Annotated in this window: 11 protein-coding genes and 1 riboswitch; of the genes, 5 read left to right on the plus strand and 6 right to left on the minus strand. The window is 45.4% G+C overall.

Going from position 1 to position 17,585, the window contains the following annotated elements; genetic code table 11:
* Nucleotides 1–167: 167 nt before the first annotated feature.
* Nucleotides 168–833, minus strand: a complete 666-nt coding sequence (locus tag BW947_RS06455) for a helix-turn-helix transcriptional regulator (RefSeq protein WP_076497698.1) — start codon at nucleotides 831–833, stop codon at nucleotides 168–170.
* Nucleotides 834–1,233: 400 nt separating this feature from the next.
* Nucleotides 1,234–1,842 (minus strand): DUF2238 domain-containing protein, encoded by a 609-nt coding sequence (locus tag BW947_RS06460; protein WP_076498044.1) that lies wholly within the window; start codon nucleotides 1,840–1,842, stop codon nucleotides 1,234–1,236.
* A gap of 154 nt (nucleotides 1,843–1,996) precedes the next feature.
* Here BW947_RS06460 and serA point away from each other — a divergent pair, with 154 nt between their 5' ends.
* Together serA and ygfZ are read left to right on the plus strand one after the other, a co-directional pair.
* Nucleotides 1,997–3,226: a phosphoglycerate dehydrogenase gene (gene serA, locus BW947_RS06465; protein WP_076497700.1), complete on the plus strand. Its 1,230-nt coding sequence runs from the start codon at nucleotides 1,997–1,999 to the stop codon at nucleotides 3,224–3,226.
* Between the two features lie 159 nt (nucleotides 3,227–3,385).
* Nucleotides 3,386–4,348 carry a tRNA-modifying protein YgfZ gene (ygfZ, locus tag BW947_RS06470; RefSeq protein ID WP_076497702.1) on the plus strand — a complete coding sequence of 321 codons (963 nt, stop codon included), beginning with the start codon at nucleotides 3,386–3,388 and terminating at the stop codon, nucleotides 4,346–4,348.
* Nucleotides 4,349–4,409: 61 nt separating this feature from the next.
* On the opposite strand, the gene BW947_RS06475 is transcribed toward ygfZ, so the two are convergent.
* The 4 genes from BW947_RS06475 to BW947_RS18700 all read right to left on the minus strand — a co-directional run bounded on the left by BW947_RS06475 (nucleotide 4,410) and on the right by BW947_RS18700 (nucleotide 12,559).
* Nucleotides 4,410–5,426, minus strand: a complete 1,017-nt coding sequence (locus tag BW947_RS06475; protein WP_076497703.1) for a response regulator — start codon at nucleotides 5,424–5,426, stop codon at nucleotides 4,410–4,412.
* A gap of 49 nt (nucleotides 5,427–5,475) precedes the next feature.
* On the minus strand, nucleotides 5,476–10,821 hold the full coding sequence (locus BW947_RS06480; RefSeq protein WP_076497705.1) for a PAS domain S-box protein: 5,346 nt from the start codon (nucleotides 10,819–10,821) through the stop codon (nucleotides 5,476–5,478).
* A gap of 128 nt (nucleotides 10,822–10,949) precedes the next feature.
* Nucleotides 10,950–12,308, minus strand: a complete 1,359-nt coding sequence (locus tag BW947_RS06485) for an alanine/glycine:cation symporter family protein (RefSeq protein ID WP_076497707.1) — start codon at nucleotides 12,306–12,308, stop codon at nucleotides 10,950–10,952.
* 89 nt (nucleotides 12,309–12,397) lie between these two features.
* Entirely contained in the window at nucleotides 12,398–12,559 is a 162-nt protein-coding gene (locus BW947_RS18700) for a hypothetical protein (RefSeq protein ID WP_159436980.1), read from the minus strand.
* Nucleotides 12,558–12,687: riboswitch (glycine riboswitch) on the minus strand. Its footprint overlaps the gene before it by 2 nt.
* 423 nt (nucleotides 12,688–13,110) lie before the next feature.
* On the opposite strand from BW947_RS18700, the gene BW947_RS06490 reads away from it, so the two are divergent.
* Genes BW947_RS06490 through BW947_RS06500 form a run of 3 tightly spaced genes read left to right on the plus strand, consistent with a single transcriptional unit; the run spans nucleotide 13,111 to nucleotide 17,577 of the window.
* The gene (locus BW947_RS06490; protein WP_076497709.1) at nucleotides 13,111–13,785 is read left to right on the plus strand and encodes an ABC transporter ATP-binding protein; all 675 of its coding nucleotides are present in this window, start codon (nucleotides 13,111–13,113) and stop codon (nucleotides 13,783–13,785) included.
* Nucleotides 13,775–16,399 carry an ABC transporter permease gene (locus BW947_RS06495; protein WP_076497711.1) on the plus strand — a complete coding sequence of 875 codons (2,625 nt, stop codon included), beginning with the start codon at nucleotides 13,775–13,777 and terminating at the stop codon, nucleotides 16,397–16,399. Before BW947_RS06490 ends, BW947_RS06495 begins: the two co-directional genes overlap by 11 nt.
* A complete protein-coding gene (locus BW947_RS06500; protein WP_076497713.1) occupies nucleotides 16,399–17,577 on the plus strand; it encodes a lipocalin-like domain-containing protein in 1,179 nt (392 codons plus the stop codon). Before BW947_RS06495 ends, BW947_RS06500 begins: the two co-directional genes overlap by 1 nt.
* The last annotated feature ends 8 nt before the right edge of the window (nucleotides 17,578–17,585 follow it).

Consider the following 17,585-nt stretch of genomic DNA (forward strand, 5'->3'; position numbering starts at 1 on the left):
GTTAACCAAAGTGCAGATCAAAAAGCGGAAATGTTGATATCAACATTTCCGCTTTTTACTGTATCCATTTTACGATTCAAACCGTAACCGCAATAAATATCTCAACCCAAGCCTATAAACTAACCATAAAATCAGCAATAAAATAAGTGCTAAAGAACAGATAAATATTAACTGCACAACTCGAAGTGAGTTTGATAAGTTTGCGCCCAACGCAATAACTCAACACGATTTCGGGATTGCGTTTTACGGAAAATAGAAGAAATATGTGCTTTCACAGTATGTTCGCTAATGCATAATCTGTGAGCGATTTCTTTATTCCTCGCACCACTAGAAACAAATTGAATAATGGTGCGCTCTCGAGAGGTCAGCATCTGTAACATAGCCACAGTATCAGCTGGTATTTCATTGTTACCATCTAATTTTTGCACGACACGCCGAAACATCTTACTCAACAACGTTCTATCGTACCAAAGCTCTTCAGCTACCATTTTACGTAACCCAGTCAACATTAAATCCATACGTTGATCGGCGAATAAAATACCTCGAATGCCCAGTAACATAGCCGACTCTTGATCCAGAGAATCGCGTTCAACTTGATACAAGGCTACAGGGGCGTGCGAGACTAAACGCGAAGCCAGTAAAGGGATTCCTTTATTATCTAATGCAGCACCTTTTTGGGTGATCAGATAAAAACTACGACTACTTTTATCTAAATCTAACTCTGCGGTATTCTTCACTATGCGGGTTTTTAGTCCGATGGATTCGGCGAGTAAAGCTAAATGACATGGCGCAGCCATTTGATGTAAAAAAACCAATTCATTAATTGTGCTCACTGACTCTCCTCCCTGAAAAGTATGGTGTCTTAATGCGCAAACGAGGATGCTTTGACCAACCTATGTTGTTTTAATTTTAAACATCCTATTAACCTTGTCGATTCTGACGAGTTAAGGAGGTAAAAACATCACCCAAATGTACTATTCCCTACTTCGCTCTAATAAAAAGGACTATCTCACCCTATAAAAAGGAATAATAGTGCAAAAAACTACTACATTGAGCTCGCCCGTTGTTCCTAGTACATTTTGACTATGCAGACAATGCCCGTTACTAACAACACAAAATAAACATTAAACTAACGTTCGAGTGTGACAACTAAATGTCATCACTCGATTGTTTGATAATTGTGAGGAGAAATAACGTGCCATCCAAATGTAATGCAGTAACCGCTGCGCCCGATTAAGATGTTAACTTGAGTTCAGCGATTTGTTTATCTTGAACACGAGACAATAAAAGTAGAGCAACGATAGCGCCAATCAACGCCATCAACATATCAGATTGTGTGTCCCACACATAACCTTGAGTCCCTAAAAAGGCCTCTGCACCTTCACCTGTAGCAACAGCAACCCACCATTCAATCAACTCATAAAATGCTGAAAAAGCTAAAACAAAGCAGGTCACAATAAACGCACACCAAGCACCGGGTTTGACCGCTTGATTACGCAGCATAATTTCTCGCGCTAACATGGCAGGAATAAAGCCTTGGGCAAAGTGACCTAATTTATCGTAATTATTACGCTCTGATCCCATCCAATTGGCAATGGTGTCGAATAATGGCACTTCTGCATAGGTGTAATGCGCGCCAACAAATAATACACAGCAATGTACTAATACTAAAAAGTACACTAAGGAGGTTAATGGAAAGCGTTTATGGGTGAAAAATAGCAGCGGTATTGCCACTAATGCAGGAGCGGCTTCAAGCCACCAGGTAAACATATCTGCGGGGTTGATCACTGACCAGACCAATACACTGAGATAAATACCACACCACACGATTTTGTTATTCAACATAGTTCCCTCTTATGCGATATTGTTCTAAATTTAGAATATTAACTTTAGCCATCTAGCCCTCCACAATGAGCAAAAAAAGTGCTACTTTGGTCGGTGAAGGTTGTCAGCATATCATAAGAAACATTTCTATTAATCAGAGGGTACCCATATCATGGCGAAACATTCGCTGGACAAGGATAAGATCAAAATCCTGCTGTTGGAAGGCGTCCACCAATCGGCGGTTGATGTACTGGAACGTGCAGGCTATACAAATATCGAATACCACAAAGCCTCATTGAGCGACGAAGCATTACTGGAGTCGATTAAAGATGCGCATTTTGTTGGACTTCGTTCGCGTACCCAATTAACGGCAGAAGTACTAAAACGCGCCGAGAAACTGATTGCGATAGGCTGTTTCTGTATTGGTACCAACCAAGTTGACCTTGCTACTGCCGAATCCTTGGGTATCCCCGTATTTAACGCACCATTCTCCAATACACGCAGTGTTGCTGAGCTCGTTATTGGTGAAATCATTATGCTGATGCGCGGCATTCCAGAACGCAATGCCATTGCCCATCGTGGCGGCTGGATGAAAACGGCTGCAGGCAGTTACGAAGTCCGCGGTAAAACCTTGGGCGTCATCGGTTACGGTCATATTGGTACTCAACTGGGTATTTTGGCTGAGACTTTAGGCATGCGCGTCGTATTCTTCGATATCGAAGATAAATTACCATTAGGTAACGCACTGCAAATCCATTCGATGGAGCAGCTATTAGCACAAGCTGACGTGGTGAGTTTACACGTTCCAGAAACCCCACAAACTAAAAATATGATAGGCGCTGCTGAATTTGCCGCTATGCGTAAAGGCAGTATTTTCATTAATGCTTCACGCGGTACTGTGGTGGATATTGATGCATTAGCTATCGCCTTAAAAGAACGTCACCTTGCAGGTGCTGCAATTGATGTGTTCCCGATTGAACCACAATCAAATGATGATGAATTTATCACCCCACTGCGTGGTTTAGATAACGTGTTACTGACGCCTCATATCGGTGGAAGTACCGCCGAAGCACAGGAAAACATTGGTATTGAAGTGGCTGGTAAGTTAGCTAAATACTCAGATAACGGCTCAACTGTCTCTGCCGTTAACTTTCCAGAAGTCTCACTGCCAATGCATAAAGGCACTTCACGTTTACTGCATATTCACCAAAACCGCCCGGGTGTGCTGATTAAAATCAACCAAGCGTTTTCAGAAAAAGGCATCAACATTGCCGCGCAATATCTGCAAACAACCGCAGAGATTGGTTATGTGGTGATGGAGGTCGATACTAATCAAGCAGAAGAAGCGCTGGTTGAACTAAAAGCGATTGAAGGCACATTGCGCACCCGCGTATTGTTTTAAGCTTTAAGGTCGGCGATTAAGCGGAACGACGCTTTACAACGACGGCATCTATATTAAGGCGCGCATATCATTCACAGATATGTGCGCCTTATGCTGTTGAGCCTGCAGGAATTCCGTTACAATCTAGCCTCTCATCGTCTTCATTTTCAGGATCTCGCTATGACTATTTCAGTTTCTACGCCCCATTGGGATCTGGATGCTTCTTTGCCTCCACTTATGCTAGCTAACTTATCTCACCTTGGCCTTATCAAAGTGGTTGGCGAGCAAGGCCGCAGTTTCATACATGGTCAGGTGACCACCGACATCACCTCATTAACTGCCGACCAATGGCGCTGGGGCGCACATTGCGATCCCAAAGGTAAGATGCTGGCCAGCTTCAGAACTTTTGCCATTAAAGATGCACTGTTTATGTTAATGCCAAGAGACACCATCGCGGTAGATTTACCACAACTGCAAAAATATGCCGTATTTAGCAAGGCAACCCTAAGTGATGCCAGTGGTGAGTGGACACTACTGGGTGTTGCTGGAGAACAAGCAAGCCAATTTATCACTGAGCATTTTGGTGAAATAAATCAAGAGCTCACAATCATTGAGCATGGCGCAATTTTAAAAGACGCTGAGCGTTTTATATTAATGCTCAGCCCTGATGCTGCATCAACCTTAGTGACTCAATCAAAACTCAGTGTATTTGATGCCCATGCATGGCAAGCGTTAGAAATTGCAGCTGGTTATCCAAACCTTGCCGCCAGCCATGCTGGTCAGTACGTGCCGCAAATGTGTAATCTGCAAGCGATCAACGGTATTAGCTTCAACAAGGGCTGCTATATGGGGCAAGAGACTATCGCACGGATGAAATATCGTGGTGGTAATAAGCGCGCCCTATATATTTTGCGTGGTCACACAGAACTGCGAATTAGCTTAGAATCAGGTTTAGAAATTGCCCTAGAAGACGGCTTTCGTCGAGGCGGTCAGATTATTGAGTTTGTACAACGCGGTAACCAAGTGTTATTAACCGCTGTGCTGGCCAATGATACCGAAAATGACACTAAACTGCGTTTTGCTGGCGATGAACACTCAAGCCTAACGATTCAAGCCCTACCCTACTCATTAGAAGAAGCATAAGGCTTTGATTTAATGAAAAACTAAAGGCGCCATTGGCGCCTTTAGTTTCTTCAATTGCCACTCAATACTCTAAATGCGTGTCTCGAATTTCGATGACTTGTGGCAAGATTTGTTTGAACTCTGCTACTAACTTAGGATCGAAGTGTTTTCCCGCTTCGCTTTCAAATAATTCCATGGTCGCTTCAATAGTCCAAGCCGGTTTGTAAGGCCGTTGTGATGTCAGCGCATCAAACACATCCGCAACTGCGACAATACGCCCTTCAAGAGGAATATCCTCACCGGCCAAGCCACAGGGATACCCTGAACCATCCCATTTTTCATGGTGAGTTAAAGCAATGCGGCGAGCCATTTTTAATAAAGGATCATCATGCTCACCAATGATTTCAGCACCAATCACAGCGTGTTGCTGCATGATCGCCCATTCTTCAGCATTGAGTTTGCCCGGCTTTTTCAATACGGCGTCAGGTGTGCCTATTTTACCAATATCGTGCATCGGGGCGGCGTTAAAGATCAAGTCACAGAAAGTATCCGGTAAGCCTAATTTAATAGCCAATAGACGGGCATAGTGGCTCATACGCACCACATGCAATCCTGTTTCGTTGTCTTTATATTCAGCTGCACGCCCAAGCCGGCGAATAATCTCAAAACGAGTGGCTTCTAACTCTTGGGTACGAATTTTAACCTGTTGTTCAAGGAGGCGTTTTTGATCATACAAAGCAAGGTGTGTCTTAACGCGCGCTTTAACGACAGCTGCACTCACCGGTTTGGTGATGTAATCCACGGCACCTAGTGCAAAACCTTGAGTTTCATCAGCCACCTCAGATAAGGCGGTCACAAATATCACCGGAATATGGCTAGTCAGCGGATCTTGCTTAAGTAGCTTGCAGACCTCATAACCATTCATCCCCGGCATCATGACATCGAGCAGAATCAAATCAGGCCGAGATTTTGCTACCAGCGCTAACGCTCTTGGTCCGTCAATCGCCACTTTGATTTTGTAATCATCACTTAATATGCCGACTAAAATATCGATATTTTCCGGTGTGTCATCGACGATTAATACTGTTGCCTTATCCATTAACAACTCCAATCTATCTTATTTATTGATCATTCACGGTGTGGCTCTTTTAGTCTAGCTGACTAAGAGCATCATCAATTAAGTCGATAGCTTCATCAAACCGATATTGATTAATCATAGACAATATTGGATTTAACGCTTGCCACATTGCACAGCTGACTTGGGGCTTTAACGCCTCAATTTTAGCGACTGCATTAGCATCAGCCTCATCGAGACTTTGGCGCAGGGCATGTAATTCGGCCTTCAAATTTTCATTAGATAATAAATCAGCCGTTTGTGGTTCAAGCTGATTAGCCGTTGCAGGCATAGCGCTTTCGATTGCATCGCAGATAGAACTCACTAATAGTTGAATTTGTGCAAGCTCATCGTCAAAGGGCGTCTTTTCAGTTAAATGTAACTCCAATAAACGTGCTAACTCGACTAACTTAGGTGAACTTAAATTACCCGCTAAGCCTTTTAAAGTATGAGCAATACGTACGGCATCGTCGTACTGTTCCGCAGCAATAGCTTGTTGAATTCTCGCCACCACATCGCGCTGGCTCATCACAAAACGCTCGAAAATACGTTGATAAAGCCGCGACGAATGCTGTACTAGCTGTAAACCTCGATCAATATCTAGCTCTGGGTGTTCTGGCCACTTAAATAACCGTGCTTTTTCTATGTTTTTTACAGATTCATACAACCGCTTCGATATTATTGTTTGTTCTGGGGTGACGGCACCTTCGGTGGTAGAACCGTTATTCGAGGGCGCAAGATATTTTAGTAATGTTTGATATAGCACATTCACATCGATGGGTTTCGCAATATGGTCGTTCATGCCTGCCATGATGCACATTTCCTTGTCGCCAGCCATCGCATTAGCCGTCATGGCGACTATGGGTAAATCAGCAAATTGGGGGATTTTTCTTATGGCTTGAGTGGCTTGATAACCATCCATCACCGGCATTTGGCAATCCATTAAGACCAGATCAAAATACTGTTGAGCCAGTTTATCTAAGGCGATTTGACCATTCGTCGCAATCGAGAGAATAATACCGACTTGCTCTAAAAACTCGCTCGCCACTTCAAGATTCATCTCGTTATCTTCGACTAATAAAATGCGTTTTCCTTGTAGTGGTAATAATAATTGAAGGTCTAACTCCTCACTACTGCGCCTAACTGGCAGTAAACCGCTGCGACCAACCGCATTCATAATGCCATCGAGTAAACGTGAGGCGCTGATGGGTTTACTGATGTATCCCGCCAATGCTAATTGCTCAATCTGAGTGAGGAAGTCATGGTTAGCGTGGGCTGATACCATCAAAATTTTAGGCTCAGGCAGAGCCCGCGATTGAGCTTGCAATTGGATTTTATGAGCGGTTTCTATCCCGTCCATCTCTGGCATTTTCCAATCAATTAACGCCACGGCGTAAGTTTGCTGAGCGCAACGAATCACGGCTTCTTCGCCGTTACGTACGGTATCAACGCTAAACCCCATACTTTCGAGTGTGGTACGCATAATGTCCCGAGCGGTAGCATTATCATCCACCACCAGCACCGACATGCCTTCTAACTCTTGCTCAAGTACCAGTTTTTGACCATCAGCGATTTGTAACTTCACCGTAAAATAGAAATTACTGCCATGACCAAGCTGACTCTCAACGCCTATGGTACCGCCCATTAGCTCGACTAACTGTTTAGAGATGGCAAGGCCTAAACCTGTGCCACCATATTTACGGGTAGTTGAGGTATCGGCCTGACTAAAGGAGGTAAACAATTTATCCTGCTGCTCAGCGGTTAAACCAATACCGGTGTCGCGCACGCTAAAACGTAACGTCACATCATCATCTTGTTGCTCGACTAAATTCAGCGACAGTAATACTTCGCCTCGCTCGGTAAATTTAATCGCGTTATTCACCAAATTTATCAACACTTGACTTAAACGCAGCGAATCCCCGTATAAGTACCGAGGCACATTAGGAGCAACAGCAAATAACAGCTCAAGCTGTTTATGCGCCGCTTTTTCGGCAAACATATCACTGAGATCTTCAAGTAGGGTATCAAGCTGAAATGACACGGCATCGATTTCTAACTTACCCGCTTCTATTTTAGAAAAATCGAGAATGTCATTAATGATTGAAAGTAAAGATTTTGAGGCTCGCTCGATTTTCTCTACATAGTTTTTTTGTTTTTTATCGAGCTCAGTCTGCAGGCATAATTGAGACATGCCAATAATGGCATTCATCGGCGTGCGTATTTCATGGGACATATTCGCTAAAAAGTCACTCTTAGCCTTATTGGCAGCATCGGCTTGTTCTTTAGCTTGTAACAATTGTTCGGAGAGCAATTTAAGCTCTGTCATATCAACCATACTGATGACGGCCGAATCAAAATGACCGTCAACATCTACCAGCGCGGATACATTAACTGTCATCCATAGCGTTTCACCCGTGGGGCGAATAAAGCTTCTCTCAGCACGATAATGGCTAATTTTACCAGCGGTTAATTGTGTAAATTGCATCTTAGCGATGACTTTATCTTCTGCACTGAATAACTCAAAAATCGTGCTCTGGCATAAGTCATCACGGGTGCGTGTCATATCGGCGCAGAATTGGTCATTACAATCTAAAATAACGCCTTTGATATCCACATTAACTATGCCAATTGTCGCCCCATCGAACAGCGCCTTAAAGTGTGCCTCGCTGAGCGCTAACTCTTGCTCCATGGTTTTACGTTGGGTTATGTCCATCACATAACCATTCCAAGTAATCACCCCATCAGTACCTATATTCCCACTGGCTCCCGCTTCCATCCAACATATGCAGCCGTTAGGATGGCGATAGCGGAACTCACGGATCCATTGCAACTTATCGCTGCTCAGGCCCGAAAGCGCCTGCACAACATCCGAGCGATCCTCGTCGAAAATTCGCTCCGAGATCATGTTAAAGTCGTTAATTAACTCATCACGGGACTGCCCAAACATTTTTATCGCTGCACTAGACAAAAAAGCAAATCGACGTTCTGATGCCGAATGCCATAATAATTGATACACAGTGCAAGGAATCGTCTCGGTAATATTGGCCAATTGCAGCCGCGATGCCTCTAATTGCTCTAAGGCAAACTTACTCGCAGTAATATCATCGATGCTACCGTCAAACCACAGAGTACTGCCATTTTCGGTGTAACTTGCCTTACCTTTATCATGTACCCAACGAATGCTACCGTCACGATGACGGATGCGATATTCCACTTCAAAGGTTTCTTGTTGCGCTAAAGCAGCATCGATATGTTGATAACACAGGACTCTATCTTCTTCTAAAATTAACGAAGAATAAGTGCGCTGGCTATTATCAATAAACTGGCTCGCGGCATAACCAGTAATTTCAGCAATATTGTCACTTACATATTCCATTACCCATACTGCGCCAAGACGAGTGCGATATACCGCGCCAGGAATATTGGTTACCAATCCACGAAAACGTTGCTCGCTATCACGGATTTTTTGTTCTACAGCGAGCTTTTGTGTCATGTCGCGAATAGACGCCGCCACTTGCCTGTTGCCATCGATATCAGCGGGAAGAATGCTCAACATAATTTCTGCAGTAAAATCACTGCCATCAGCTTTTATCGCTCGCACATAGCGATTACTTGCCATCGTACTATCAAAGCCAGAGCGCATAAATTGTCGCTTTTCAAGTAGGCTTTTATCGCCATGTGCATGTGGTATTAATGTTTCAATCTGCAAACTCAGCATCGCTTGCGCATCGTAACCAAACAGTTGCTGGCAGCGACTATTACTAAAAACAATATTGCCCTGTTTATCAACAATCAGCATGGCTTCTGGCGCGGCCTCAAGCACGGCATTTGACCAAGCCGCCGCCGAGAATTGTTCGGTCACATCCGTGAATAGCATCTCCACCGACATTAATTCACCCGCATCCGAAACTAAGGGCTGCATGAATACATCAAGCCTTTTCACATGACCATTAACGTCAAGCATCTCGACTTGATGTGCAGGGACGTTTTCGCCATTTAAAGCCAAATTAGTGTATTGCCAGTTTTTTTCATTAAGAGGGTTAACCGAAAAGAGTCGTTGATATTTACGTTTCAGTAAATCAGGAGAAATACCTAGTACTTTAGTCACACCTTCACTGACTTGCGCTAAATTACCGTCTGGAGCGAGAGAACAATAAAAAGATTTATCACTCATACCATCAATTAAACGGGCAAACCGATTACCGCGAGAATCGAGAATCGCTTGTTCACGTTCACCCAGTAATGTCGCCATGTGATTAAAAGCATGGCTTAAGGTCACTATCTCACTCACCGCACCTTTAGGTACCGCCAGCTGCTGTAACTTGCCTTGTCCAAAGGACATAATATCCGCTTCTAATAATTCTAACGGCCGAGTCAGCCGTTTAGCCGCCAAATAACAGGTCAGTAATAACAACAGTATTAATAAACTTAAATCGAGAATACTTGCCAGCACCTCATCAAACAACAAATTAAATAAATCTTGCTCTGGCGCTAACACAATCACTTGCCACTTCAACTTTGAAACGGTAGCAATACTCGCAAGATACACTACATTTTTATCATCGATAAACCGAACCTGACCATCAAGCCCTTTATCCTGTAGCGCCCAAAAGTCGGCATTTATAGGTTTGTTTTTATCTAACCATGCAGCTGAACTGCTCGCTAATATTTTATCCCTATCGAGGTGATATATCAGCCGACCTTGATCGTCTAAAACCACTAAACGATTGGGAGTAACCCCTAATTGCTCAGGCAATCGCTCTAAGGCTAGATCAACTGTGGCCACGCCAAAATAATGGTCCACTGCGCCAAAAGGAGCAGAATAGGTCACCATCAGTGCATTGCCAGCGCCCTTATCAAAATAGGCTTCGGTCCAGTAACCACCAGTTAGATTGATGGCGTTGCTCCACCAATCCCAAGTACCATCGGTATAATCGTAACCTTCAGCGCCGATATCGAGATAATGCAGTTCGCCATTATCGAGTCCATCACGATAAACATAAGGCGAGAACAGCTTTCGAGTAGTGAAGGTATTGGGTTTGAATGCAACTGCAGAACCAAAAAAGTCAGGATTACGTTGCAGTCGATTAATTAAGACACGTTTGACTTTATCTGCATCGTTAATGTCTTCTTTACTAGACAGAAAACCGATGAAGTCTGCAAGACCTTGAGTGTTAGCTTGTGCGTATTCGAGTAAATTCTGTAGACGAGAAGCGGAATGGTTCACCTCTTGTGTCAAGCTGTGATACAGCCGCTCCTCGGATGATTGATAGCTAAACCAAGCGTTTACTGCATAAACACTCGCCATAATTAAAATTAAAGGCAAGGCAATGTGAGATAAAATTTTGCTGCGAAACGTACGAAGTTTATTTTTATTCATAACGCCGCCTTAACGTCTCCGATTTTATAAGCACTATTTTTAAATAGTGCTTATAAAGTAAACGAATAACCGAGTGACGACAATGTTAAAACTAAAAATATACAAAGTAATTTATTGTTTTAACAACATTAATAAACAGTATCTAAGGTGCGATTAGGTAAAATACGGCTAAAATAACTCTGCGTTTCAGCAATAATGATATGCCTTAAGCCCACAATTGCGATCAGGTTTGGTATTGCCATCAAGCCATTGACGGTATCGGCCAGCAGCCAAATCACATCTAACTTGATAAAACCCCCGCCGGCAATCAGCACTAAAAACATCACTTGATACCCGCGTAGTCCACGCTCACCGACTAAGTAATACCAACAGCGTTCACCGTAATAATGCCAGCCTAAGATGGTGGTAAAAGCAAAACACACAAGCGCTATTGTTACCACATATTGACCCACTATCGCAGAGCCTCCAAGGGCAAACGCCGCGCTGGTCATAGCAGCACCTGCCGTTTCACCGCTCCATACGCCGGTGATGATCAACACTAAGCCTGTCATAGTGCAAATGATGATGGTATCGAAGAAGGTGCCCGTCATACTCACTAACCCTTGCTCAACCGGCTCATTGGTTTTAGCCGCAGCCGCAGCAATCGGCGCGCTGCCAAGGCCTGATTCATTGGAAAATACACCGCGGGCAATACCGATTTGAATCGCCTGTGCCACCGTAGCCCCTAAAAAGCCTCCCGCTGCCGAGAGTGGTGTAAAGGCCGATTCAATCACTAGACCTAAAGCGGGTAAGATTTGGTCGGAAAAACCAACCAGAATCCACACACACGCCAGTACATAACCTACTGACATAGTAGGCACTAATTTTTGCGCCACGTTAGAAATGCGTTTAACGCCGCCTAATGTCACCGCCGCCACTAAAAGCGTCAGTACCGTCGCCGTGAGCCAAGTTGGCACCTCAAAGGCGATGGTCAGCGCATCACTAATCGCATTAACCTGCGCAAAAGTACCAATACCGAAAAAGGCCACACCAACCCCGAAAATAGCGAACAATTTTGCCATCCAAGGCAACCCAAGGCCACGCTCAATATAATACATGGGCCCACCAGCAATCTGCCCGCGGGCATCGGTGGTGCGGTATTTTACCGCCAACATGCACTCAGCATATTTAGTCGCCATGCCGAAAAACGCCGCCAACCACATCCAAAATAACGCGCCCGGACCGCCCATTTTGATGGCTGTCGCCACGCCGACAATATTGCCCGTACCAATGGTGGCAGACAATGCAGTGCATAGCGCCGCGAAGGAAGATAAATCCCCGTGACCCTTTGCCGGTTTAAATAACAACCCCAGCGCCATAGGTAAGCGAAACACTTGAATAAGTTTGAGACGAACGGTGAGATAAACGCCAGTGCCCACCAGCAAACACAAGGTGATAGGGCCCCAGACAATGCCATTAATGCTGGCAAGAAAAGCTTGAAAATTCATGATATTCCTCGAATATTAAACAACAAAATTAATAAACGGAGGAGGAAAAGAAATGGCTGTGACGCGCCGCAGTCGGACGCTATAGCAAACTATTTTAAGCCTGTTCTCGGTTTAGACTCACCCACGCTGAACGCCAAAAGCGTTGCAAGCAAGTAGCCTAAACAAGTGCTTTTAATGGCGGCAAAATGCGCTATTGCAAGCAAAAGGTAAAAATAGCCCACGACGACAAACGACAGGGACTGTGCAGTCATCCTCTCCTCTGTCCTTTTGCCTGAGCGTTTCGCGTCGTAGTGTTTAACATCACGACACTTTCGCCTTCGGCGCCACCTGACTGCACTTTAAGTTAAGTGCAATTGGTAGTCTCTCCAGAGGCTCGTCCAGTAACAGTCCTCGCCTTGTGGCACCTGAAAGAGTGCTTTGTTTTTATCAGAAGATTTGCTTCGATAAAACCAAAGTTGCCTCGTCGGTGTGGGGTCAATTCCCCACTCTCCTGCTACCTTCATCCGAACGGATTGCTAGCCTAAAATATCAATCTCACGCTAGCAGGCGCACAGAATGCAACAAACACGGCGTCAGCTCAAGCCGTTTACCCACTGTTGGGAGTAGATTTAATCCAATTGATTATTTTTACGGCAAATGATGATTTACAGTTAATTGTTATGTTTATGATCCCATTACAGGAAAAACCAGTATCTATTTGAATAGAAAATGCTTTATGTTAAACATGAGGTTGCAATGCTAACTTATCGCCATACTTACGGCTTACCTCACACACTGCCAATCGATATGAAGGAGTGGCTCAATGGCCGACGTCGCTAAACTTAACCAAGTTACTAAGGGCTTTCGCGATGGCGAGCAATATCATCAGGTACTGCAAGCGGTCGACCTGCAAATTAATCGAGGCGACACCGTCGCCCTCACAGGCCCCAGCGGCAGCGGTAAGAGCACCTTACTCAACTTGATTGCCGGTTTTGAAATGCCAGACTCAGGTGAGATTTTACTCAACCAAACGTCCACATCACATTGGCAGGATAAAGATTGGAGCCATTTCAGACGCCATTCTTTAGGGGTGGTGTTTCAACAATTTAATTTACTCACGCCACTCAACGTCAAAGATAATATTGCCTTTCCCTTAAGTTTAACGGCGCAGCCATGGTCTGCTTGGTGCGATTATCTGGTTGAAAAACTGGGGCTACTGCCGCTACTGCATCGACAAGTTGAGGCGCTATCTGGCGGTCAACAACAGCGGGTCGCCATTGCCCGTGCCTTAGCTCATAAACCGACGCTGCTATTAGCCGACGAACCCACAGGTAATCTAGATGATGTGTCGGGTAAACAAGTGATGGCACTACTGTGTGAACTGGCTCAGGAAAGCCAAACCAGCATCTTAATGGTCACCCACAGTGAAGAGTGCGCCGCTTTTATGCAAAAACGCTGGCATTTATCCCAAGGCGCAGTGGCTATCTATGAAAAATAAACAGCTCACTAAGGCGGCTCCAACAAAACTTGAGTCACGTTCGCTTACCCTAACCTGGCTCAGCTTAAAGGTCTTTATTGCCCATTACCGCCATGCGCCATTACAAGCCGGCGCCATTTTGCTCGGTATAGCCTTAGCCGTGACGCTACTGATTGGAGTAAAAGCGACCAACGATAATGCGGTGCGCAGTTATAGCGACGCAACTGAGCTTTTGAGCCAGCGTGCCGATGTACTACTTACGCCGCCACTTGGGAAAAACAGCTTAAATGAGTCAGTTTATTTTGCCTTAAGAACTGCCGGATTAAGTCAAAGTCTCGCCGTGGTGAATGGCAAAATAAGCGGTAAAAATGGGCAGTTTTGGCAACTGGAAGGCAGCGATCTGATTGCCGCATTAACACTACAACAATCTAAAAATGGTGCCTCGGCTGAAACGTCGCCCACCTCCTCGCCGCAGATGAATCACTTACCGCTTGCCGAGCTACTGAGCGGCGCACCCACAGTAATCATGAGCCAAAGTCTCGCCGCTAAAGTAGCGTCAGATGGTAAACTTATTTTAGAAAATAGCAGCTTAGACGTCATTAGTATTGACGACAGCTTTGGTCTAGGCAGTGCTATTTTGGCGGATATCTCACTCGCCCAGCAATTATTGAATATGCAAGGCCAGCTCAGTTATATCGCTATGTTCAGTGAACGAGCAGACCTACCTCAACTAAAATCCCAGCTCGATGCCTTAGGAATTACGCCGCAAAAGGCCAGTTTTAGCCAACAAGATCAAGGCCAAGCACTGGTAGCCCTAACCCGCAGTTTTCATCTTAATCTCAATGCCATGAGTATGTTAGCCTTCGTTGTCGGCCTGTTTATCGCTTACAACGGTGTGCGCTACAGCCTAATGAAACGGCAAAAACTGTTAGTGCAGTTATTACAGCAGGGAATTGAGCGCCGCGCTTTAATGACAGCGCTGATGCTTGAATTAGTCTTGCTGGTGGTCATAGGCTCAAGTTTGGGTTTTATCAGTGGCTTACAGCTTAGCCACTGGCTGCAACCTATGGTCGCCATGACCTTAGAGCAAATGTATGGTGCCCACTTGCTGCCCGGGATTTGGCAATGGACTTGGCTTTTTGAGGCGATTGCACTCACCTTAGCTGCCGCCCTCGCCGCTTGTTTACCCTTATATCGAGATCTCACGCGCCAAGCGCTGGCACAAGGGGCGAACCGTTATCAGCAGATGCAGGCGCACCGCAAAACACACAGTATTCAATTTGCCTCAGCTTGTGGTCTGTTGGGCATAGCGGCGTTGTTGTTTCCCTTCAGCCAAAGCTACAACATCAGCTTAGTGTTACTCGGTACCGTCACTATCGCTATCCCGCTACTGTTGCCACAACTATTACATTGGGGCGTCAGCGCCTTAATGCCCTTGGCACGCCCTGGATTATGGCAATATCTACTTGCCGAAACCCGCGAGCTTATCGCGCCGCTCTCCTTAGCTATGATGGCAATCTTGCTGGCGCTAAGCGCCAATGTGTCGATGAACACGCTCGTTGGCAGTTTTGAACAAACCCTGCGCACTTGGTTAGAGACCCGCTTACATGCCGATCTTTATATTCGCCCACCGAGTCAGCGTATCGATACCATACAAACCCAGCTGATGCATGACACTAGAGTTAGCGGCCTGTATCAACAGTGGCAAATTGAAGCCGAACTTTCACTGCCTGCATCTGCAAAGAATGCGAGCGAACAGACGATTCCCGTCAGTCTACTCAGCCGCGATGATTATTCGGTTCGTCACACCAGCGCCCTAAAGGAAAGCCTACCAACACTGTGGCAATCCTACTTTAACGCCCACGTTATTTTAGTGAGTGAACCCCTTGCCCTCAAATACCAGCTCAAACTGGGTGACAATGTGTCATTAAATGCGCTCGCAAAAACCGGTAACAGCCAAGCGATTATCGGCGGTATTTATTATGACCATGGTAATACCCGCAACGAGGTCATTATCAGCCAGCCACTTTGGCAACAAGCGCAATTGCCGCTACTGCCCATCAGTTTAGCGGCGAGTTTTCACGGTGATAAGCAAGGCAGTAAAATCACTGAGACAGCGCTTGACCAACTCCAAATTGAATTGGCGGCCGAGCTAGGCTTATCCCAAGCACAAATTTACAGCCAAACTAAGATTAAAACTCAAGCTATCGCCATGTTTAAACGTACTTTTTCTATTACCTTAGTGCTGAACAGTTTGACGCTAATTGTTGCGGCTATTGGCCTTTTTAGTGCCTGCTTAATGTTGACGCAGGCAAGACAAGCGCCACTGGCGCGTTTGTATTCCTTAGGCGTTAGTCGTAATGCGCTGCGCGGCATGGTGTTTATGCAAATGTTGATTGTGGTGCTGATTACTTGCCTACTCGCTATGCCAACGGGCGCGCTGCTAGGCTACTTGCTGATTAACAAGATCACCTTGCAAGCCTTTGGTTGGACGATAAAAATGATTTGGGATTGGCAAGCCTATGGCCATGCTATATTGATTGCTTTAGCCACCTGTACATTAGCCGTGCTCTTGCCACTGTATTGGCAAACCCGCAAACCTCTCGTCGCCAGTCTGCAACAGGAGACCCTGTGATGAAGGCTCTTAATTTGAAGTGTATGTTATGGGCTGCCATTGGCTTAATGCTTATCGGCGGCTGCGATAAAGCGCCGTCAATGCAGAACACTCAGCCAAAATCGATGGCCAATGTGGTAGGGAAGACCTCGGGTACTCAAGATGACCAGGCATACACCCCGGTTGTTCCTGGCTATAAATTTGAATTCCCGCGCGATCACTTAACACATAATGGTTTTCGACAAGAATGGTGGTATCTGACGGCTAATTTAACTACCGAAAAAGGAGAGCAACTCGGTGCCCAATGGACACAATTTAGAGTTGCCCTTAAATCGTCCAAGCAATCAATAAAAGATACGCTGCCTAAAGACCAATCCACTTGGGCTACAGACCAACTGTATTTGGCCCACAGCGCACTCACTTCAAGCACGACTCACCTTGCCCACGAAAAATGGTCACGCCGTCATAGCGAGTTTGCCGATGTGACATTAAACCCCTATCAAATCCGCCTCGATAACTGGCGCTGGCAGAGCGAGACTAATGCCTTATTCCCCGCCACATTAACGGTAGAAAATCCTGACTTTAGCTATCAACTAAAGCTCAATAGTCAAGCGCCACTGCAATACCAAGGCGATAACGGCTATAGCCTCAAAAGCCGCGATGGACAAGTCGCATCTTACTATTACAGCCAACCCTTTATTGAAATCAGCGGTGAAATTAGCCGTAATGGCAAAGTTGAGCGAGTCACGGGTCAAGGCTGGCTCGACAGGGAATGGAGTTCGCAGTTCCTCACTAAAACACAGCAAGGTTGGGATTGGTTCGCGCTCCGGTTAAACGATGGATCGACGCTGATGTTGTTTCAGTTACGGGATCAATCACCAACAGAGGCCGCTACCAATACCCCTATCTCGGCATTTTATAGCGCCAGAAGAATGTTTGCCGATGGCACGGGGCGTAATATCAATTCCACCGATAACCCCAATGACATTCAGATGACGCCGCTCAAATGGCAACATACCGTCAATGGCGATTACCCCGTCAGTTGGCAGGTTAGAATTCCCAGCGAGAATATCAATCTCACTATCACCCCACTTAATCCTAATAGCGCCATGCCATTATCGACACCCTATTGGGAAGGCCCAGTACTACTCTCTGGCAGCCATACTGGCACAGGGTATATGGAACTGACGGGATATTGAGTGAATGA

The sequence above is a fragment of the Shewanella morhuae genome (assembly GCF_900156405.1).
Lineage (GTDB): Bacteria > Pseudomonadota > Gammaproteobacteria > Enterobacterales > Shewanellaceae > Shewanella > Shewanella morhuae.

Coding starts and splice junctions, on each gene's coding strand:
- serA (WP_076497700.1), top strand. CDS start 1,997: ATGGCGAAACATTCGCTGGACAAGGATAAGATCAAAATCCTGCTGTTG.
- ygfZ (WP_076497702.1), top strand. CDS start 3,386: ATGACTATTTCAGTTTCTACGCCCCATTGGGATCTGGATGCTTCTTTG.
- BW947_RS06475 (WP_076497703.1), bottom strand. CDS start 5,426: ATGGATAAGGCAACAGTATTAATCGTCGATGACACACCGGAAAATATC.
- BW947_RS06480 (WP_076497705.1), bottom strand. CDS start 10,821: ATGAATAAAAATAAACTTCGTACGTTTCGCAGCAAAATTTTATCTCAC.
- BW947_RS06485 (WP_076497707.1), bottom strand. CDS start 12,308: ATGAATTTTCAAGCTTTTCTTGCCAGCATTAATGGCATTGTCTGGGGC.
- BW947_RS18700 (WP_159436980.1), bottom strand. CDS start 12,559: ATGACTGCACAGTCCCTGTCGTTTGTCGTCGTGGGCTATTTTTACCTT.
- BW947_RS06490 (WP_076497709.1), top strand. CDS start 13,111: ATGGCCGACGTCGCTAAACTTAACCAAGTTACTAAGGGCTTTCGCGAT.
- BW947_RS06495 (WP_076497711.1), top strand. CDS start 13,775: ATGAAAAATAAACAGCTCACTAAGGCGGCTCCAACAAAACTTGAGTCA.
- BW947_RS06500 (WP_076497713.1), top strand. CDS start 16,399: ATGAAGGCTCTTAATTTGAAGTGTATGTTATGGGCTGCCATTGGCTTA.